The 20889-nt window shown below is 70.5% G+C and carries 15 protein-coding genes; 8 read left to right on the forward strand and 7 right to left on the reverse strand.

The features are described from left to right. Positions 1-1041 (forward strand): tRNA pseudouridine(13) synthase TruD, encoded by a 1041-nt coding sequence (truD, locus tag ACIO3P_RS31140; RefSeq protein ID WP_401849909.1) that lies wholly within the window; start codon positions 1-3, stop codon positions 1039-1041. A gap of 10 nt (positions 1042-1051) precedes the next feature. On the opposite strand, the gene ACIO3P_RS31145 is transcribed toward truD, so the two are convergent. Both ACIO3P_RS31145 and ACIO3P_RS31150 read right to left on the reverse strand, forming a co-directional pair. Next, the gene (locus ACIO3P_RS31145; protein ID WP_401849910.1) at positions 1052-1672 is read right to left on the reverse strand and encodes a GrpB family protein; all 621 of its coding nucleotides are present in this window, start codon (positions 1670-1672) and stop codon (positions 1052-1054) included. A gap of 85 nt (positions 1673-1757) precedes the next feature. Then, positions 1758-2213, reverse strand: coding sequence for a MarR family transcriptional regulator (locus tag ACIO3P_RS31150; RefSeq protein ID WP_329826664.1), 456 nt, complete (start codon positions 2211-2213; stop codon positions 1758-1760). Positions 2214-2403: 190 nt separating this feature from the next. On the opposite strand from ACIO3P_RS31150, the gene ACIO3P_RS31155 reads away from it, so the two are divergent. Both ACIO3P_RS31155 and ACIO3P_RS31160 read left to right on the forward strand, forming a co-directional pair. Continuing rightward, entirely contained in the window at positions 2404-3861 is a 1458-nt protein-coding gene (locus tag ACIO3P_RS31155) for an MFS transporter (RefSeq protein WP_329826663.1), read from the forward strand. A gap of 73 nt (positions 3862-3934) precedes the next feature. Further along, positions 3935-5776, forward strand: a complete 1842-nt coding sequence (locus ACIO3P_RS31160; protein ID WP_329826662.1) for an NAD(P)/FAD-dependent oxidoreductase — start codon at positions 3935-3937, stop codon at positions 5774-5776. A 45-nt stretch (positions 5777-5821) separates the two neighbouring features. Here the strand turns inward: ACIO3P_RS31160 and ACIO3P_RS31165 are convergent, their stop codons facing one another. The 5 genes from ACIO3P_RS31165 to ACIO3P_RS31185 form a co-directional block, all read right to left on the reverse strand. Beyond that, on the reverse strand, positions 5822-7390 hold the full coding sequence (locus ACIO3P_RS31165; RefSeq protein WP_401849912.1) for a tannase/feruloyl esterase family alpha/beta hydrolase: 1569 nt from the start codon (positions 7388-7390) through the stop codon (positions 5822-5824). Positions 7391-7469: 79 nt separating this feature from the next. After that, complete coding sequence (locus ACIO3P_RS31170) at positions 7470-9311, reverse strand: AMP-binding protein (protein WP_401849914.1); 1842 nt, start codon at positions 9309-9311, stop codon at positions 7470-7472. Positions 9312-9453: 142 nt separating this feature from the next. Beyond that, positions 9454-10782 carry a PucR family transcriptional regulator gene (locus tag ACIO3P_RS31175; RefSeq protein ID WP_401849915.1) on the reverse strand — a complete coding sequence of 443 codons (1329 nt, stop codon included), beginning with the start codon at positions 10780-10782 and terminating at the stop codon, positions 9454-9456. Then, complete coding sequence (locus ACIO3P_RS31180) at positions 10706-12730, reverse strand: right-handed parallel beta-helix repeat-containing protein (RefSeq protein ID WP_401849917.1); 2025 nt, start codon at positions 12728-12730, stop codon at positions 10706-10708. Before ACIO3P_RS31180 ends, ACIO3P_RS31175 begins: the two co-directional genes overlap by 77 nt. A 143-nt stretch (positions 12731-12873) precedes the next feature. Next, positions 12874-13641, reverse strand: a complete 768-nt coding sequence (locus tag ACIO3P_RS31185; protein WP_401849919.1) for a FadR/GntR family transcriptional regulator — start codon at positions 13639-13641, stop codon at positions 12874-12876. Between the two features lie 119 nt (positions 13642-13760). Between ACIO3P_RS31185 and ACIO3P_RS31190 the strand changes: the two genes are divergently transcribed. The 5 genes from ACIO3P_RS31190 to ACIO3P_RS31210 all read left to right on the forward strand — a co-directional run bounded on the left by ACIO3P_RS31190 (position 13761) and on the right by ACIO3P_RS31210 (position 20860). Further along, positions 13761-14876 (forward strand): enolase C-terminal domain-like protein, encoded by a 1116-nt coding sequence (locus ACIO3P_RS31190; protein WP_329826656.1) that lies wholly within the window; start codon positions 13761-13763, stop codon positions 14874-14876. Between the two features lie 130 nt (positions 14877-15006). Next, positions 15007-16371, forward strand: coding sequence for an ABC transporter substrate-binding protein (locus ACIO3P_RS31195; RefSeq protein WP_401849921.1), 1365 nt, complete (start codon positions 15007-15009; stop codon positions 16369-16371). A 9-nt stretch (positions 16372-16380) separates the two neighbouring features. After that, complete coding sequence (locus ACIO3P_RS31200; protein ID WP_401849922.1) at positions 16381-17343, forward strand: carbohydrate ABC transporter permease; 963 nt, start codon at positions 16381-16383, stop codon at positions 17341-17343. A gap of 9 nt (positions 17344-17352) precedes the next feature. Then, positions 17353-18312 carry a carbohydrate ABC transporter permease gene (locus tag ACIO3P_RS31205; protein WP_329826652.1) on the forward strand — a complete coding sequence of 320 codons (960 nt, stop codon included), beginning with the start codon at positions 17353-17355 and terminating at the stop codon, positions 18310-18312. Between the two features lie 94 nt (positions 18313-18406). Continuing rightward, positions 18407-20860, forward strand: a complete 2454-nt coding sequence (locus tag ACIO3P_RS31210) for a glycoside hydrolase family 2 TIM barrel-domain containing protein (RefSeq protein WP_401849924.1) — start codon at positions 18407-18409, stop codon at positions 20858-20860. Positions 20861-20889: the final 29 nt, after the last annotated feature.

Consider the following 20889-nt stretch of genomic DNA (forward strand, 5'->3'; position numbering starts at 1 on the left):
GTGGAGTACCCCATCCTCAAGGCTCACGACACCGACTTCGTGGTCCAGGAAAGCATGGTTCTGCCCGTCCAGGACGATCAGGACGCCCCGTTCCAGTACCTGCGGCTGCGCAAGCGCGGGTACACCACATTCGAGGCGGTCGAGCGGATCGCCGCGGTCTGCGGCGTCCCCGCCTCCGACCTGTCGACGGCGGGGCTGAAGGACGAGGACGCCGTCACCGAGCAGCATCTCGCGTGCCGGGGCGGGCTCTCCCCGGACGGCATAGCCGAGTTCAACACCCGCCATGGCTCGGGCGAGCGCACCATGCGTCTCAGTCTCCACGGTTACGGTCACCAGGGGCTGCGCGCCGGGCGTCTGGAGGGCAACGGCTTCCGGATCGTCGTGCGCGGGCTGAGCGCCGGGTTCGTGCGGACCGTCGAGGCGCTCGGCGAGCGCGCCGGCGACCTGTTCTTCGTCAACTACTACGACACCCAGCGCTTCGGGGTGGCGGGCGGTCCCCGGACGACCCATCAGATCGGCCGTGCCCTTCTGGAGGAGGACCACGGGACCGCGCTCGGTCTCGTCCGGGAGTCGAAGTCCCCGGAGGCGGAGCGCGCCCGGCTCTTCACCGGTTCCGCCGCCGCGTTCTTCGACCGGATCGACCCCCGGGTGCGGGCCTTCTACCTGTGCGCGCACGCCTCGTACGTCTGGAACGCCCAACTGGCGGCGCTCCTGCGGAAGGTCGGCCGCCATCCGCTCGACGAGACCGTCCGCGAGGGCATCCCCTACACCTTCGCCACCCATCGGGACGATGTGCTGGCCCTGCTCCAGGAGGCCACGGCGCTGCCCTACGAGCGCCATCGCTGGGACGGCGGGGAGATGCGCCGCACCCAGGGCCTGCGTCCGACGGTCGTGCAGACCCGGGTACGGGTGGACCGTACGGGCGAGGACACCGACACACCGGGCCGGCACGCCTGCGAGCTCACCCTCTTCCTGCCCTCCGGCTGCTACGCCACCAACGCGGTGGCGCAGTGGGTGGCCTGGGCCGGGTCGGAGCGCTGAGTCCCGGAGCTCAGGCCCGGCGGGAGGCGGGCCTGACCGTCATCGTGGCGGACGGCCGCCAGCCCGTGGCGCGTGCCCAGGGTTCGGCGACGGCGACGACGAGATCGACGACGGGATCCTTGACATCGGCGTAGGTGGCGAGGTCCGGGACGGCGCCGGCGAGCACCCGCTTGAAGCGCGCGTAGGCCGGAACGGCCTCGGGGTGGGCCCGCAGCCAGTCGCGGAAGAGGAGGGCCAGCCGTTCGTTGGGCGAACCGGCCGCCCGGACATGGAGGTTGACGTCGGGTTCCGGGTGGCCGCGCCGGATCCACAGCCGCTTCGTCCAGTGCGCCGGGTCGTCGTCGCTGCCGGCCGGGACATGGTCCTGACGGTACGGCGCGAGGTCGAAGCCGTGGTCGGCCAGCGGTCCGGCGAACGCGTCCTGCGCCTCCTGGAGGTCACGGACGCTGATCTGGATGTCGAACACGGGCTTGGCCGCCATGCCGGGCACCGCGGTACTGCCGATGTGTTCGACGTGCAGCGCGAGCGGTGCGAGCAGTTCGTGCAGTCCGTCGGTGAGCGCCGCGCCCCGGCTGGTCCAGACGGGGTCCGCGTCGGCCACGACGAGGTCGGGAGAGAGGTCCTTCGGCATCCGGCGATTCTAGTGCCCCGGCCGTGGTCCCCCTGTCCCGCGGCAGGTCGCACGGCCGGTCGCACCGCCGGTCGCGCGGCCGGCTCTACGGGCGGGGCCAGGGCCTGCCGGCGAGGCGTTCGATGTCGGTGTTGAAGCGCTTCAGGTAGGCGGCGAACGCGGCGATGTCCTCTTCCGGCCAGTCGGCCATGACCTGGGTCAGGGAGCTGACGATGCCTTCCCTCTCCTCGTCGAGCACGCGCGCGCCGTCCGGTGTGATGCGGAACTTGCGGGCCATGCCGCCGTCGGGGTCCGGGATGCGCTCCACGAACCCGGCCCGGACGGTCGCGGCCGTCTGCCGGTTCAGGGTGGAGGCGTCGAGCCCGAAGGCGTCGCTGAGTTCACCGATCGACATCGGTCCCTGCATGCGGATACGGCTGAGCAGGATGTAGGCACTGCGGTCCAGTACGGCGCCTTGGCGTCGACCGCCTCTCTGGTTCAGGAACGTGTGGCGGCTGAGCAGCATCTGCTCGTACTCGATCTCCTGCGTGGCCCCGACCATGCGTATGTCGCCTCCTGCCTTTCTCGCCGGGTCATTGTCGCACCGCCCGCGGACGACCGTGCTCCACCGCCCCACAGAAAATGCATCATACATATGATGTGCTCGATGCACATCATATGTATGATGCAGATGCTTGTTCCGGTCGCACAGTCAGTTGCGCAGTCAGTTGCACAGTCATAGGAGTCCCCTGATGGACGCCCCACAGCCCGCCTCCCGCTCGGGCGGCGTGGTCGCCACGCTGGCGCTCGCCGGCACCACGGCGGCGATCATGCAGACGCTGGTCACCCCGCTCATCGCGGAGCTGCCGCGGATCCTGCACACCACACCGTCGAACGCCACCTGGGTGATCACCACCACCCTCCTCGTGGCCGCCGTCTGCGTTCCGGTCGTCGGCCGCCTGGGCGACCTGCTCGGCAAGCGCCGCATGCTCCTCGCGTGCACGGTGCCGCTGATCGCGGGCTCGGTGGTGTGCGCCCTCGCCTCCTCCGTCGTCCCGATGATCATCGGGCGTGGTCTGCAGGGCATGGGCATGGGCATGGTGCCGCTGGGGATCGCCCTGCTGCGCGACGTCGTTCCGACGGAGAAGCTCAGCTCGTCGATCGCCCTGGTGAGCGCCTCCATGGGGATCGGCGGCGGCCTCGGCCTGCCGATCGCAGCGGCGGTCGCCCAGTACGCGAACTGGCGGGTGCTCTTCTGGGGCGCCGCCGTTCTGGCCACGGTGATCGGCGTACTGATCTGGTTCCTGATCCCGAGCGTGCCGGCCGCCGCCAAGGGGCAGCGTTTCGACGCGCCCGGCGCGCTCGGCCTCGGCGCCGGTCTCGTCTGTCTGCTGCTCGCGATCTCCAAGGGCGCCGACTGGGGCTGGGGTTCGGGGACCACGCTCGGCCTGTTCACCGCCGCCGTGGTCCTCCTTCTCACCTGGGGCTGGTGGGAGGTACGGACGACCGACCCGCTGGTCGACCTGCGCACCACGGCCCGTCCGCGGGTGCTGCTCACCAACATCGCCTCGGTCTTCGTCGGCTGCGCGATGTACGCCAGCATGCTGGTGATGCCGCAACTGCTGCAGTTCCCCGAGGCCACCGGTTACGGTCTGGGGCAGTCGATCCTCGCGTCCGGCCTCTGGATGGCGCCCGGCGGCCTGGTGATGATGGTTGTCTCCCCGCTCGGCGGCAAGCTGACCAACGCCTGCGGCCCGAAGGTCACCCTGCTCAGCGGGGTCCTGGTCATCGCGGCGGGCTACGGACTCTCCCTCCTGCTCATGGGGTCGGCGTGGGGGATCATGGCGGCCATCATGGTGATCAACAGCGGTGTGGGCCTCGCGTACGGCTCGATGCCGGCGCTCATCATGAGCTCCGTACCGCTCTCGGAGACCGCTGCCGCCAACAGCTTCAACACCCTGATGCGCTCGCTCGGCACCTCGATCGGCGCCGCCGTGATCGGCCTGGTCCTCTCGCAGATGACGACCGGCATGGGCGGCCACACCCTCACCTCCGAGGGCGGCTTCCGCACGGCCCTGCTGATCGGCTGCGGCGTCGCCCTGGTCTCCGCCGCGATCGCGGCCGTCATCCCGGCCGTACGCGACATCGCCGGCGGCGCGGACAAGACCCCTTCGGCCCCCGGGCCGAGGAAGGCCGCCGTCGAAGCGTGAACGGCTCCGCCGTACCGGTCCGGTGCGGCGGATCATCCCCGAAGTTCTTCCGATCCGAGAGGAAGCACAGCGTATGACCACCCCCCACCCCACGTCCGGCTCCTCGTCCGGCCCCGTCTCCCCGGACCAGCGGGACGCGGGCTTCGACCCGGATGCCCTGCGCGCCCGCTACCGCGCCGAGCGCGACCGCAGGATCCGTCCCGAGGGCAGCGGCCAGTACCAGTCCGTCGACGGTGAGTTCGGCTACTACGCGGACGACCCCTACACGGATCAGGCGGTCGACCGCGAACCGCTCGAAGACCGGGTCGAGGCGCTGGTCATCGGGGGAGGCTTCGGCGGTCTGCTCGCCGCGGCGCGCCTGCGCGAGGCCGGAGTGGAGTCGATCCGGGTCGTCGAGAAGGCCGGGGACTTCGGCGGTACGTGGTACTGGAACCGGTATCCGGGCATCCACTGCGACATCGAGTCGTACATCTATCTGCCGCTGCTGGAGGAGGTCGGTTACCTCCCGAAGTGGAAGTACGCCCCGGGAGAGGAGATCCGGCAGCACGCGCGGGCGATCGGGCGCCACTTCGATCTCTACCGCGACGCGTGTTTCCAGACCCAGGTGACCGAACTGCGCTGGGACGAGGCCGCGTCGGAGTGGATCGTCAGCACGGACCGCGGGGACCGCATACGCGCCCGCCATGTGGTGATATCCAGCGGAACACTCAGTCAGGCGAAGCTCCCCGGCATCCCCGGGATCGAGAACTTCAAGGGGCACACCTTCCACACGAGCCGCTGGGACTACGCCTACACCGGCGGCGACGCGGACGGGAACCTGCACAAGCTCGCCGACAAGCGGGTGGCGGTCATCGGCACCGGCGCCACCGCGATCCAGTGTGTGTCGCACCTCGGGGCCGACGCCCAGCACCTCTACGTGTTCCAGCGCACGCCGTCCTCCGTCGACGTACGGAACAACCACCCGACGGAGCCGGGGCTGGCCGAGTCGCTGACCCCCGGATGGCAGCGGCGCCGCAGGGACAACTTCCTCACGCTCGTCACCGGGGGCCGGGCGGACGAGGACCTGGTGTCCGACGGCTGGACCAGCAGCGCCCGGCTCCAGCAGAAGCTCATCCCCAGCAGTGCCTACGACGATGTGCCGGCGCAGGAGCGTGAACGCCTCTACGAGATCGCCGACTTCCAGAAGATGAACGAGATCCGGGACCGGGTGGACTCCGTGGTGGAGGACCCGGCGACGGCCGAGAAGCTCAAGCCCTGGTACCGCTACATGTGCAAGCGGCCCACGTTCAGCGACACGTACCTCCAGACGTTCAACCGGCCCAACGTGACCCTCGTCGACACGGCCGACAGCCACGGCGTCGAGCGGATCACGGAGAACTCCGTCGTCGTCGGCGGAGTCGAGTACGAGGTCGACTGCGTCATCTTCGCGACCGGTTTCGAGGTCGGCGTCTCGGGGGCCCTGTCCGGGAAGCTCCCGGTGTACGGGCGGAACGGCGTCGCCCTGACCGAGTCCTGGCGGACCGGTCCCAAGACGCTCCACGGCTTCTACAGCCACGGCTTCCCGAACTTCTACCAGCTCGGCCCGCTCCAGAACGCCAGCGCCGTCAACTATGTGCACATCCTCGACGAGCAGGCGGTCCACGTGGCCGAGGTCGTCGCGGAGGCCCGCAGGCGTGACGCCCGCTACGTCGAGCCGACCGAGCGGGCCGAGGCCGACTGGGTGGCCACGATCCGCGAGAACGCACCCGACCTGTACGCGTTCCAGGCCGAGTGCACCCCCGGCTACTACAACAACGAGGGCAGGCCCAGCCCGCGACGCGAGTCGTACGGCGAAGGGCCCATCGCCTTCCACGCGCTGCTCAAGCGCTGGCGCGAGGACGGCGGCATGAGCGAGGTCGTGGTCGGCGCCGAATGAGGGGCTGTCGGGCGGCCCACCCCTGGCGGGCCGCCCGACACGGTGTCACGCGGTGGAGCAGCGGAAGTTGGCGGCGTCGTCGGTGCTGCCGTGTCCGGTGTGGCGCGCCACGGCCGGCCAGCGGCACAGCGGACGGGTCGTGTCGCCGTTCCGCGCGAGGAGGGTGTCGGGGGCCTGACCCCGCTCGACCCATTTCACGAGGGCCGCCATCGGGTCGGCCGGGGAGGCGCCCGGACCGCCGATGCAGTGCTGTACGCCGGGTGCCATGAAGAGCTGGGCGAAGCGCTCGGTCCTCGCCTTGCCGCCCATGGTGCCGAGCAGCCGTGTGTAGTAGTCGACGGTTCCCTGCGGCATGACCACCTCGTCCGCCCAGCCGTGCCAGAGGATCATCTTCCCGCCGCTGTCGCGGAATTCGCCGAGGTCGGGGTCGTCGGTGGCGAGGAGGTCTCCGTACTCACGACGGGACTGCTCGAAGGAGGTGGCGAAGTTGGCGGTGGTCAGGGTGTGCCAGTCCCAGTTGGGGTCCTTGGCGAGCCAGTACGTGAACCAGTCGCCCGGCAGCGGGTCCGGCAGCCCGTCGGTTTCCGAGGTGTTGGCGTACCTGAGGGGCGCCCCCTGCGGGATTCCGTACCACAGCCGCGAGCCGTCCGGGCGGCGTGGCCCGTCCCAGATCCGCTTCATCACGGTGACGTCCTCGGCCGTGATCGGGCCGCAGGGAGTCTGCCGGCCCACGAGTTCGGCCGGGTCGAAGCGACAGGTCTGCGGATTCATGACGCCGTCCCTCACACCGTCCCGGCCGTCGCACGCCTCGACGGCCGCGCGGGTGAACGCCTCGAACGTGCACTGCGGCACGAAGTCGCCGGATTCCCGCATCACGACCTGCGGCCACATCGCCGCGGGTACGAAGCGGTCGGGGTGGAGTGCGGGGGCGGCGGCCAGGATCCCGTCGTACTCCTCGGGGTAGCGCTGGACCTGCGCGAGCCCCATCCGTCCTCCGCCGGAGCAACTGTTCCAGTAGGAGTACTCGGGGGCGCGTCCGTAGTAGGCGGCGGTGATCGCCTTGCCCTTGACCGTCATCTCGCGGGCCGCCCGGTAGGCGAAGTCCTCGATCAGCGACGTGTTCATCCCGGTCGGGGACCACGCCCAGGAGCCGTCCAGGGGGGAGCCGGAGTGGCCGCCGTCGGTGCCCGCGCTCGCGTAGCCGGCCCGCGCGGCGCCCAGCACCTGCTCCGGTGCCAGCCAGCCTCCGTAGCCGCCGGCTCCGCTGCCCTGGAAGCGGCCGTTCCAGTGGTCCACGGGCAACGCCATCAGCACGCCGTTGCTCTCGGGGATCACCAGGGTGACGTTGCAGAGCACGGGAGCGGTGGTGGTCCGCGAGGCGCTGGTGACCTTGGTGCCGTCCGGGAAGGCCAGCCGCGTGAGGCTTTCGCAGGTACGGACCGGCCGGTCGGATGCCGTGGCCGTGGCCGCCACGGAGTCATGGCGTGGCGCCGTGCCGAGCCCCAACGCCAGGGTCAGCACCACCAGAACACCGAGCCACCGTCCGCGGGCTCCGCGCCGGTACCGCGCGCGGCCTGTCCGGTCCGGGTCGGTCAGGGGTTTCCACCGGGTCACTCTTACCTCCTGTTTCTCCTCCCCCGTTACGGCATGTGCTGTGCCCGACTCCGGGGCGGAGTACGGGTACGTCGTGCGGTCAGTGGCCGGCCGGCCGGTGGACGTCGGCGGCGGGCGGGTCGGCGTACAGGGCGGCGATGCCGGTGGCGTACTTCTCGGCGACCCTCCGCCGTCTGAGTTTCATGGTGGCGGTGAGCTCGTCGCTGTCGCCCTCCCAGTACGCGGGTACGACCGTGAACCGCTTGACCTGCTCCACGCGGGACAACCGGCGGTTGCCCGCGGCCACCGCCGTCGCCAGGGCGTCGATCAGCGGGGCCGAGCGGACGAGCGTCCGCGGGTCCGGATCGAGGGCGTGCGTGGTGGCGAAGGCGGCGGCGGCCCCGGCGTCGAGGACGAGCAGTGCGGTGATGTACGGGCGGTCGTCGCCGATCGCCACCGCCGTACCGATGAGGGAGGAGGCGGAGGCGATGGCGGTCTCCACGCCCACGGGTGAGATGTTCTTCCCAGCCTCGTTGATGATGAGGTCCTTCTTGCGGTCGACGATCGTCAGGTACCCGTCCTCGTCGGCCACGACGACATCGCCGGTGTGGAACCAGCCGTCCCGGTCCACCGCCTCGCGGGTCCGGTCCGGGTCGTCGCGGTATCCCCGCATCAGTGACGGCCCGCGCACGAGGTACTCGCCGTCGTCCGCACGGCGCCCCTCCAGGCCCGGCAACAACTCGCCGACCGTGCCGAACCGGGCCCGCGCGGGCGCGCTGACGGCGACGAAACAGCTCAGTTCGGACATCCCCCAGCCCTCACAGATGGCGATGCCGAGGGAGGCGAAGAACTCCAGGGTCGCGGGCGGGGTGGGCGCCGCCCCGGAGACGGCCCACCGCACCTGTTCGAGCCCCAGGCCGTCCCGCAGGCCGGACAGTACCGCGGTGTCGGCTGCGGCGTACGCGGCGGCGAGCTCCGCCCCGACCGGTTCGCCCGCCTGGATCAGACGGGTACGGCGGGTCCCCGTGGCGATCGCCCGCACGACGGTCCTCCGACGCGTCTCGTCGCCGTCCCGCTCGACGCCGTCCTCGACGGCTCGCCTGAGCTTGTTCCAGATCCTCGGCACGGACACCCAGATGGTCGGCCGGCAGTCCAGGAGCGCCTGGGCGATCCGGCCGATGTCGGGGACCACGGTGATCTGCACACCGAAGAGCGCCAGCGCGTACAGGCCGGTGAAGCGGTCGGCGATGTGCGCCGACGGCAGGTAGGAGGTGATCCGGTCGCCGAACCGGAAGTCCAGCACCTGGGTCACGCCCGCGGCCTGGGCGAGCAGATTGGCGTGGGTGATCTCGACGCCCTTCGGGACGCCGGTCGTCCCCGAGGTGTAGATCAGGGTCAGTACGTCGTCGGGCCGTACGGACCGCCAGGTCGCCTCGAAGTCGAACCGGTCGTCGGCCGGGCCGCGTCGGCGCAGTGCCTCCAGGGTGAGCACGGTGCCGTCCGCACCGGTGCCGTCCGTACCGGATGTGTTGTCGTCCACCACGACGATGTGCTCGACGAGCGCGCCGCAGCTCCGTACGGTGTCCAGGTACCGCGCCTCGCACACCACCGTTCCGCTTCCCGAGTTCCGCAGGACATGGGCGAGTTGGTCCGGCGCGAGGGTGTTGTACACGGAGAAGGGGGTGGCCCCCAGGTGCTGGACGGCGAGGTCGACGGGGTAGAACTCCGTCCGGTTGGACATCATCAGCGCGACGGTGTCCCCCCGCCGGATGCCCAGACCGGCGAGGCTCGCGGCCAACACCCGTACCTCGTGGGCGAGTTCACGCCAGGTGACAGTGCTGGCGCCGCCTACGGTACGGAGGGCGATCGCGTCCGGACCGACGGCCGCCGTGCGCTGGAACGCCTGGCACACGGACGCGGGCGGTGCGGTGGAATCGGCCATCTCGTTCGGTCCCCGTCCGTCTCGTCCTCGACAGCGCCGCCGTTTCGGTGCGCGGGTTCGATGACGGAAAGACTAGGTAGCCCGTGCGCCACGGGTCATCGGGTGGGGAACCCAACGGTGGGCGCGTTCCGTTGTGATCGGATCACATCGCGGGGCCACCACCGGAGAGGAGCCTGATCGCGATCAGCAGCTCCTGGAGGTCGGCGAGCCGGCGCAGGGCGCATCCCGTGCGCGCCTCGACGCGGGCCAGCCGGTGGTGCGCGGTGTTGATGTGGATCCCGAGCTCCTGCGCCGCGGCCCGCACGTTCAGGTCGTTGTCCGCGAAGCACTCCACGGTCCTGATCAGCGAGCCTCCGGCGCGCAGGTCGCCGGTCACGAAGTCCCGTATCCGGGCGGGGATGATACGGGCGACGGTCTCGTCAGCGCGCAGTGTCAGATAGTCGAGGACGCGCAGCTCGGACAGGGAGACGACACCACCGCTCCCGGGCAGGGTGCCCATCAGGGTGACCGCCTCGTGGTAGGCCGTCCCGAGGTCGGCGACGGTGGCGTGGCGGGTGCTGATCCCGATCGCCAGCGGTACCCCCCGGTCGGCCAGGGTCTGCCGGGCGGATCTCACCGGCTCCGTCGGCAGCTCTCCGGCGACGTCACGGAGGGCCCGTACGATCACGATCTCGTCCTGCCGCAGAACGGTCAGCACCCGGGCCGGTTCGCCGACGGCTCGTCCCAGGAGTGCGGCGGCGGAGCGGAGGCCGTACTCGTCGGACAGCGGGGCCACCGGGACCGCGGTGACCACGGCGCACGGTGTGTCGGGGCTGAGACCGGCCCGCGTCGCCGCGCTGAGACGGGGGCCGGGCGCGGGTTCGCGGCCCGCCAGCAGGTCTTCGAGCAGGTCCCGGCGTACACGGTCGCCCTCCACGGCCAGGAGTTGTTCCGCGTCCAGATATGCCTGTGCCGCGACCGTGCTGGCCCGGTTGAAGAACTCCATGACCAGCCCGGCCGCTTCGAGGGCGACATCGCCTCTCCCGGGGCTGCCCGCGGCCCAGTTGGCGGTCGCCTCCCACATCGTGCGGTGGGTGATGCGCACCGCGTGCATGAAGTCGGCCAGTGACACGCCCAGTCGGGCCCGGCGGGCGGCGTGCGGGCGGACGAACGCCACGTCCTCGTCGCCGGCCGGCCGGGCATCCGCCAGGCTGAGGCCGAGCGCGTCGTTCCCCTTGCGCACATGGGTGACCACGTCGTCCAGCAGTGTCTCGTCGGAGATCGCCGCGTAGCCGGGGATCTCCGCCCGCATGGCCGCCAACGCGGCCTGCGCCAGGGCGAGTCGCCGGGCGGTGATCACCTCGGCGAGGTCGGCCAGGGTGGCGCCCCGCGAGGGGCGCCCCGGCGCTACAGGGTCACTGGTCAGGGCTCCGCGCTCCCTCGTCGGCGGGTCGGGCGGGCCGGGCGGGTCGCTCGGGGCGCACTCCGGCATTCTCCATGACCCGCTGGGCGGCGGCGGGCCAGTCGCCGTCGCCGACGACGACGGTTCCGGTCACCGTGTTGCCGCGCTCCCCGTCGCGGAGGCTGAGGGAGCCGTCGCTCGTCCAGTTGTCCGTCAGGGTGAGCGCGCCCGTGTTGTTGGTGGGGTTGTGGTTCTCGTGGGCCCAGTCTCCGGTGTCGCGGAAGACGTTGCCGCTGTCGGCGTAGCCGCGTGATCCCTCGTCGTGGTAGAGGCCGTAGTGGCCGTTGTTGTCGGCGCAGTAGTTCCGGTCGATGCGGGTGGACGGCGCGTCGGAGAGGGTGTAGATGCAGGCGCCGTCGTCCATCCGTCGCATCACGTCGTGCAGGTGGTTGCCGGTGACCCGGACGTTCCTCAGTGTGGTGGGGGTGGTGTAGCGGGGCTGGAAGTCGTACAGCCCGCGGTTGAGGTAGTCCTCGCTGCCCCCGGGGTCGTTGGCGCCCCAGCCGTAGCCGATCGCGATGCCGGTGTAGGGGAGGTCGTGGATCTCGTTGTGCTCGACGGTGGTGTCGGTGGCGTAGGTGACCAGCACGGCCGTCATGTCACGGTAGTCCAGCGCGAGGTCGCGCATCACGTTGTCGCCGATGGTGATGGACCGGTTGGTCATACGGCGGTCCGCGGGGTGGTGGGCGTCGGACCGGACACCGCCGACGACGACACCGCCGCCCGCCCCCTGGGTGAAGACGTTGCGGGTCACACTGATGGTGTCGGCACCGAGCCCGACCCCCGTGGTGTGGGCGTTGGCGTCGTTGCCGATCCCGAGGGCGACCTGGCCGAGCTGGGAGAACCGGTTCCCGGTGAAGGTGATGTGGGAGGCGGCCGACACCTGGACGGCGGCGGGCATCTGGCGCCAGTGGGGGCGGGTCGCCTCGAAGAGCCGGCAGCCGAACTGGCAGGAGCTCAGCGCGTCGGAGGGGCGGTCCCAGGTGCCGTCGAGGAACGCGCCGGTCTGCTGGTCGGCGTACCCCTGGCCGGTGGACGGCCGGAGCCAACTGGTGTGCGAGAACCGCAGTCCGGAGAAGGCGATACGGGTCGCCGGGGCACGGTAGGTGCCGCCGACGGAGAGGAGTGACTCCAGCCGGGGCATCTCCACGTCGGCGGTGGACATGTCCTGGCCGGGGAGGGGCTTGTAGTACAGGGTCCCGGTGCGGGTGTTCAGGTACCACTCGCCCGGCGTGTCGAGGAACTCGTACGCGTTCTCGATGTACAGCGGCCCCTTTCTGAAGGGTTCGGTGATGGTGTCGTACCCGAAGGTGTTGTTGTTCCAGGCCGGCTGCTCCATGGTGATGACGCCGTCGTGGATGCCCGCCACCGGGGAGTAGCGGTTGGTGAAGGAGCCGAGGGCGTCGATCTCGGTACGGCCGGGATCGGCGAGGCTGTTGAGGTACGCCAGTCCGCCACTGGTGAAGGTGTACCCGTCGGCGTCGGCGGTCAGGTCGGAGCGGCTCAGTTCGGTACGGGCGCGGGTGGCCTGGACTCCGTCGACGTAGAGCTGCCTGAAGTCGAAGCCGGTGCCGACCTCGGCCTGCCAGATGTTCTTCGCGGGGTCCTGCCTGCTCCAGCCGGTGGCCTTCCGCGCCCCCGACAGGACCGGCCGGGCGCCCGGCGCGGCCTGCCAGGTGATGGTGTGTCCGTTGGTGCCGGAGTCGGCCGCGGTGAAGGTCAGCGGCGCGGAGAGCCGGTAGGTACCGCCGGCGAGCTGGACGACGATGTCAGCCCTCATACGCGAGTTGAGGGTCCGCACCTTCGCCTTGGCCTGCCCGATCGCGCAGGGGCGGGCCGCCGAGCAGGCGGTGCCGCGGCCGTCGGGGGCGACATGGACGGTCGCCGCCCGCGCCGCGAAGGCGGGTGTCGCCTGGCCCAGCGCGGTCGCGGTCACCGTCGCGAGGGCCACGGCCGCCGTCAGGCAGGCTCGGCTCAACCGGTCCTGGAACGAGGGGAATGAACGTATGAACCGCACGTGGCACCTTCCGGTGACGGAGATGGAACCGGCGGGCGGTTACATTAGTCGTCATATGAATAGCGGCAAGAGATACCGCGCGGTAACTTCGTCCGGGGCGACGGCTACCCCGTCGACCGGCGGCCGGCCGGGGAACGGCGCCGCTGCCAGGCGTCCTCGATGTGCGACGTCATGGCCTGCGCGGCCCCCTTGGAATCCCGGGCGAGCAGACGCTCCATCAGGTGCCGGTGCTCCACGTTGGCCAGTTCACAGGCCCGGACATCGGGTGCGCCGCTGTACAGCGACGTGGTCCTGGCCTGGGTGTGGACGCTGCGGACGATGGAGCTCGCGAGCCGGTTCCGTGACGCCTCCATGATCCGGCCGTGGAAGAGGAGATCGGTCTCGATGAAGCGGTACGGGGCCACGGCCTCCGCGTCCAGCCGTACGAGCAGCTCCTCCATGGCCCGCAGATCGTCCCCCGTCGCCAGGACCGCCGCCTGGGCGGCCATCTGGGACTCCAGCGCCGATCTCACGCCGACGAGCTGGTCGAGAACCACGAGTTGGTCGTCGTGCCGGAAGGTGGCGGCCAGGACGACGGGGTCCAGAAGGTTCCAGTCCTCCTGCGCCGTGACGGTGGTTCCGGACCCCTGCCTGGCACGGACCAGCCCTTTGGCCTCCAGCGCCTTGACCGCCTCACGGACGGTGGTGCGGCTGACCGCGAAGGTCGCGCACAGCTCGGGTTCGATGGGCAGCGCCGAGCCGGGAGGGAAGTGGCCCGCCACGATCCGGTCGGCGAGTTCCTCCACCACGGCGTACGCCAGCCGGGCGGGCCGTCTGAGCCAGGGCCGCAGCGGGGTCGGGTCACCACCGCTGTCCGTGTCCGTCTCCGTCATGGCGACCGCCCCCTCCGCTGCCGATGCGTGCCCGCATTCTAGCCCTCGACACCTTGACCGGATTCGTATGACGACTTATGTTACCGAGGCATTTTCACTTCTCAGTGAGGTGGGACACCGTGCGTATCACCGATGTCGTGAGCTATCCGATCCGTGTTCCCGCCGCCGACCCGCCGTTCGTCTGGCGGCACGGTCTCCGGGGCAGCCCGCCGGAAGGCGAGGCCGCCGTACTGCACATCCGTACCGATCAGGGGGTCGACGGTGTGGCGATGAGCCCGCGGCGCGGCTCCGCCCTCATGCTGACGGACCTGCTGGACCGGGTGCTGCGCGAGGAGTTGGTGGGGCAGGATCCGCTGCGGCGTGAATGGCTCTGGCACCGGCTGTGGGAACTGGACCGCACCGAGGAGCTGCCGCTGTACCTGCTCGGCCTCGTCGACACGGCGCTGTGGGACCTGGCGGGGCGCCTGGCGGACCGGCCCACCTGGGAGGTTCTGGGCGGCTACCGCACCTCCATCCCCGCGTACGCCTCCACCGTCACCTACTCCTGCGTCGCGGAGTACCTGGACATCGCCGACCAGGCGCTGGAGCTCGGCTACCCGGCCGTCAAGCTGCACGCCTGGGGCGACGCGCGACGCGACGCCAAGCTGTCCGTGGCGCTGCGCGAGCATGTCGGCGACGACGTCCCGCTGATGTTCGACGGCTCCGCGGGCTTCGATCTGCCCGACGCCGTCCATGTCGGCAACGCCCTGTCCGACGCCGGGTACCTCTGGTACGAGGAACCGATGCGCGAGTTCAGCGTCACCGCGTACCGGCGGCTGGCGGACGCGGTGAGCGTGCCCCTGCTCGTCGCCGAGACCTCCGACGGGGCGCACATGAACTCCGCCGACTTCATCCAGGCGGGCGCCGCGACCTTCGGCGTCCGCGCCTCGACCCAGCTACGGGGCGGCTTCACCGGCGCCCTGCGCACCGCCCACCTCGCCGACGCCTTCCGGCTGCGCGCCGAGGTGCACGGGCCCGAGATCCCCAACCGGCACCTGTGCATGGCCATCTCCAACACGACGTACTACGAGTCACTGGTGATGGGGAACCCCATCAGCCGGGAGAGCGGCATCGACGCCACCGGCACCGTCCACGCGCCCACCGGCCCCGGTGTCGCGCTGCCCGCCGGACTCGATTACCCGGCCGTCCTCCAGCCGTACGTCGACGCGGAGACGGCCACCCCGCCCAGGGCCTGACCACCGGGCGCCCCGCCCCTTCCCCGTCCCGCCCCGTCCCTTGCCTCTCCCTCTACCCTGCCCTTTTCCTCCCCTGCCCTTCTTCCTCCCGCACGATCGTCCCGCGTCCCAGCGGAAAACGAGGTCATCCATGAACAACGGTGTTCGGAACTCCTCTCGTCCCCGTGTCACTCGCGCCGTCGCGACGCTCGGCGCCCTGTGTCTGCTCCCGCTGGCCGGGTGCGCCAGTGCGGATCCCACCCCCACGGCGGACGGGCCCGCCGCGGCGTTCTCTCCCGTGCCCCAGAAAGCGGACAGCCCGATCACGGTCTGGGCGGACGCCACCCGGGTGCCGGGCGTGAAGGCTTATCAGAAGGCGCATCCGGACGTGAAGATGAAGATCGTCACGTACAGCGGGGACGCCAACGGGGCCAACGACCTCCAGACAAAGGTTCAGCTCTTCGACCGGACCGGCAGCGGCTGGCCCGATGTCGCCTTCAGCGCGAACGTCAACGACGCCACCTGGGCCTCCCAGGGGAGGACGCCGTACGCCGCCCCCGTCAACCGCGACATCGTCCCGAAGTCCACGCTCAGCGGCTTCGCCGACGGCGCCCTGGACCCGTGCGTGTTCAACGGCGACACCTACTGTGTCCGCAACGACCTGGCCCAGAACGTCCTCTGGTACGACAAGAAGCTGATGGACGCCTTCGGGTACACGGTCCCGACCACCTGGGAGGAGTACCAGGCCCTCGGGGAGAAGGTCGCGAAGGAGCACCCGGGCCATGTCGTCGGCACCGCCGGTGACTCGTACACACCGGAGGTGTACTTCTGGGCGAGCCGCTGTCCCGCGAGCACCGTCACCGGCGGCCGGAAGGTCACCGTGAACCTTGAGGACCCCAAGTGCACCCGGATGGCCAGGCTGCTCGACCGTCTGATCGCCAAGGGATCGGTCTCCAAGGACACCGTCTTCAGCGCCGGCTTCGTCAAGAACAAGGCCGACAAGGTCCTCATGCTCCCGGGCCCCTCCTGGTACGGCCAGGTGCTGTTCCACTCGACCTTCAAAACTCCCGCGGGCCGGATGGCGGCGGCCGCTCCCCTGAAGTTCGCGGGCGACACCACGAACTACACCGGCAGTGTCGGCGGCGGCCTGTGGTTCATCTCCTCCCACAGCAGGAACCTCAAGGCGGCTTCCGACCTCGTGACCTGGATGACCACCTCCGACGACTACCAGGCCACCGCCGGCACCTATCCCGCCTCCAAGAAGGCGGCCACCGCCTGGCTCGCCAACCAGGCCAGGACCGGCTACTTCGCGGAAGACATCGGCGGCACCCTCCAGCAGGCCGCCGAACAGGTGTGGCCGGGCTGGTCCGCCACCCGGTACAGCCAGGAGGCGATCTACGCCTCCACCGTGGTCCCCGCTCTCAACTCGGGGAAATCGCTCGCCGATACGCTCGGTGACTGGCAGACCGCCATCACCGACAAGGCCACGTCCCTCGGCTACACCGTCGAGCGGTGAGGCGCCCCCATGACCGCCACCCCAGCCACCCCAGCCGCCCACGCCGCCTCCGCCCCCTCTGCCCCCTCTGCCCCCTCCGCCGTCCGGACGAAGCGGGGTGACCGCGGCGCCCGCAACCCGGTGGGCCGCGCCGGATACCTCTTCGTCTCCGGCTACGTCCTGCTGCTGCTCGCCTTCGGTGTCCTGCCCACCGTGTACGCCGTCCGGCTGGCCCTGACCAACTCCCGCGGCCAGTACGTCGGACTGGGCAACTTCACCCGTACGTTCGCCGACTACCGCTTCGGCCCGGCCTTCGTCCACATCGGGCTGTACCTGCTGATCTGGCTGGTCGTGCTGATGGTCCTGGTCGTGCTGCTCGCCTTGATGCTGCACGGCCGGATGCGCCGCACCGCCTCGGCCCTGCGGTTCCTCTTCTACCTGCCCGGGGCGCTCGCCGGAGTGGCGAGTGTGCTGCTGTGGCTCATCCTGCTCGACCCGGCCTCCAGCCCGGTCGGCGGGCTGCTGGACGCCCTCGGCTGGCACACCCTCGCCCAGGTCATCTCCCCCGGCCATCTGCCGGCGCTCTTCACCGTCATCGCCTTCTGGACCGGGGCCGGAGGCTGGATCGTGATCATGTACGGGGCGCTCAACAACATCCCCGACGAGATCCTGGAGGCGGCCCGGATCGACGGCGCGAGCACCCTGCAGATCGCGCTGCGCATCCAGATCCCGATGCTCACCAAGTGGATCGCGTACATGCTGATCCTCGCCTTCGCCGCGGGCACCCAACTGTTCGTCGAACCGCAACTGGTCTCCACGGCCAGTTGGGGCATGATCCCCGACAGTTGGTCCCCCAACCAGCTCTCCTACCAGTACGCCTTCCAGGCGGGCGACTTCAACGGCGCCGCCGCGCTCTCGGTCGACCTGCTCCTCCTCGGGCTCGGCTGCGCGGCACTCGTCGTCTTCCGCGCCGGGCTGTTCGACCGGGACTGAGAGGCCGCCATGACGCTCATCTCCTCCACCGACCGGGCCCGGCGCACGGCCGCCGCGCCCCGCACCGACTCCGGCCGTCCCACCGGGCCACGAGGGACGCGCCCGAAGAGCGTGGCCGCCCGCACCGCGTGGATCATCGTCCTCGGCCTCTTCCTGCTGTTCTTCGTGCTGCCGGTGATCTGGCTGCTGCTGGCTCCGACCAAGAGCGACGGACAGATCCTGCGCGGCGCCCCGTTCTCCCTCGGCTCCCTGGACCGGCTCGCCGACACCTGGCACCACCTGTACGGCTTCCAGGACGGGGCCATCCTCGACTGGCTGAAGAACTCCGCCCTGTACACCTTCGGCGCGCTGGTCATCACCCTGGTCACCGGCATACCCGCCGGATACGGTCTGGCGCTCACCCGGTTCATCGGCCGCCGGCTGCTGCTGACCACCACCCTGCTGGTGATGCTGATGCCCTCGGCCGCGCTGGTCCTGCCGCTGTACCTGGGGGTCAACGCCGTCCACCTGGACGGCACGGTCTGGTCGGTCATCCTGCCCTTCTCGTTCTTCCCGTTCGGGGTCTACCTCACGTACATCTACTTCTCCTCCAACCTCCCGGCCGACCTGCTGGCCGCCGCGCGTGTGGACGGCTGCTCGGAGTGGCAGGTCTTCCGGCTCATCGCCCTGCCGCTGGCCAAGCCGGTCGTGGCGCTGGTCGGCTTCTTCAACTCCGTCGCCAACTGGAACAACTTCTTCCTGCCGTTCGTGATGCTGCCCGACAGCTCCCGGTACCCGGCGCAGGTGGGGCTGAACAATCTGCTCTCCTCGTCGTCGGTCTTCAACACCTCCGCGGGCGTCGGCAACCAGATCATGCGGCCGGAACTGGCTCTCGCCGCGCTGATCACCGTCGTGCCCGTCCTCGTCGTCTTCCTCTTCTCCCAGCGCGCGCTGGTCTCCGGCATGCTCGCGGGCGCGACGAAGGAGTGAACGGCCACCTGGTCGTCAAATTTTTAGGGTGATAGATTTTACGCTCCGGCCACCCCGAAGACCCGCGCCAGGCCCGACACCTCATGGAGCCCACATGATCGGCACGTCCTTCAACGAAGGCTGGCAGGCCCGCCCCAAGGTCAACCCCTTCGCCGAACTGTCGGGCCCGTCGGTTCCCTTCCGTCCGGTGACCTTGCCGCACGACGCGCTGATCGGTCAGCGACGGACCGCTCCCGACGGCCAGGTCACCATGGAGGGCGGCGCCGGGGCCTACTTCCCCGGCGGGGTCTTCGAGTACCGCAAGGTCTTCCCCGTTCCCGAGGGGTACCGGGGCAAGCGGATCTTCATCGAGTTCGAGGGCGTGTACCGCGACGCGACCGTGTTCATCAACGGGACGTACGCGGGGCAACGCCCCTTCGGCTACTCGCACTTCCACATCGACGCGGACCGATTCCTGCGTTTCGGCCAGGACAACGAGATCCGCGTCGAGGCCCGGAGCCACCGGGACTCCCGCTGGTACACGGGGGCGGGCATCTACCGGGACACCTGGCTGTTCGTGGGAGACGTCGTCCGGATCCAGCCCGACGGCCCGAGGATCAGCACTCCGGACGTCGACCGGGAGCGGGCCGTGGTCGAGGTGGTCACCACGGTGGAGAACGACTCGATCGAGATCCGGACGGTCGAGGTCGTCACCGAGATACGGAGCGCCTCCGGAGCCGTCGTCGCCACGGACACGGCCGAGCTGACGGTGCTGCCCGGGGAGCCCGCGTCCGCCCGGCAGCGTCTCTACGTACGCGAACCCTCGCTGTGGGGCCCGGACACGCCGGCTCTGTACGACTGCGACGTCACGTTGAAGGACGGGAGCGGCGAAGTGGACCGTGCGGCCGCCGTCTTCGGGGTTCGTACGCTCCAACTCGACCCGGAGCACGGCCTGCGCCTCAACGGAAGGACGGTGGAACTGCGCGGCGCCTGCGTCCACCACGACAACGGGGTGCTCGGCGCCGCGACCTTCGCCCGCGCGGAGGAACGGCGCGTGGAGATCCTCAAGGCCGCGGGGTTCAACGCGATCCGCATGTCGCACCACCCGATGAGCAAGGCGATGCTCGACGCGTGCGACCGTCTCGGCATGCTCGTCGTGGACGAGGCGTTCGACGTGTGGACCTCCGGCAAGAGCGAGTTCGACTACAGCCTGAGCTTCCCCGAGTGGTGGGAGCGCGACATCGAGGCGATGGTCGCCAAGGACTTCAACCACCCCAGTGTGATCCTCTACTCGATCGGCAACGAGATCCCCGAGACCGGATCGCCCGCGGGGGCCGCGTGGGGCCGCAGACTCGCCGACACGGTGCGCTCCCTGGACCCCACCCGCTACGTCACCAACGCGGTCAACGGCCTGCTCGCCGTCCTGTCCGAGCTGGGCGCCCTGGGGCAGCGGGCACCGGAGCAGGCACCGGACGACGGCGCCGGCATCAACACCCTCATGTCCGACGTGGGGGACGCGATGAACGCCATCAGCGCCTCCGAGCTGGTCACCGAGCGTACGGCCGAGTCCTTCGCCGTCCTCGACGTCGCCGGAATGAACTACGCGGAGGCCCGCTACGCCCTGGACCGCGGCCTGTTCCCGAACCGGATCATCCTCGGCACCGAGACGTTCCCCACCCGCATCGACGGCAACTGGCGGCTGGTCAGGCAACACGGCCATGTCATCGGGGACTTCACCTGGACCGGCTGGGACTACCTGGGCGAGGTCGGCATCGGCCGCCCCCAGTACCTCACCCCCGGCGGGCCGAAGCCCTCCCCCACCGCTCCGTACCCGTATCTGCTGGCGGGCTGCGGCGACATCGACATCACCGGCCACCGCCGGCCCGCCTCCTACTACCGCGAGATCGTCTTCGGCCTGCGGTCCGAGCCGTACATCGCGGTCCGCAGGCCAGAGCACCACGGCAGGACCTTCGCGGGATCGCCGTGGGCCTGGAGCGACAGCGTCTCCAGTTGGAGCTGGCCCGGCTTCGAGGGGGAACCGGTGGCCGTCGAGGTCTACAGCGACGCCCACGAGGTCGAACTCCTCGTCAACGGACGCTCGCTCGGGCGACGCCCGGTCGGCGAGGAGCACCGCTTCCGTACCGAGTTCGAGACCGTTCACGAACCCGGCGAACTGCTCGCCGTCGCCTACCGGGACGGACACGAGACCGGCCGCGGCAGCCTGCGCTCCGCCACCACCCCCGTACGCCTGACCGCCGCAGCGGACCGCCGGGCGATCCGGGCGACGGGCGGCGACCTCGCCTACGTCACCCTGACCCTGACCGACGAGCACGGCACCCCGCACACCGGCGCCGACCGCCCGGTGAGCGTGGAGGTCTCCGGGGCCGGGGTCCTGCTGGGCTTCGGCAGCGCCGACCCGTCGACGGAGGAGCGGTTCGACGCCACCGAGCGGCGCACGTACGAGGGCCGCGCGCTGGCCGTGCTGCGCCCCACCGCGCGCGGCGAGATCCGCCTCACCGCGACCGCGCCGGGATGCGAGGCGACGGAGGTCGTCGTCACCGCCGAGTAGCGGTGGATCAGCGCGAAATCACGGTGCCG

It is taken from the genome of Streptomyces sp. NPDC087310, assembly GCF_044744405.1.
In the GTDB taxonomy this organism is placed as follows: domain Bacteria; phylum Actinomycetota; class Actinomycetes; order Streptomycetales; family Streptomycetaceae; genus Streptomyces.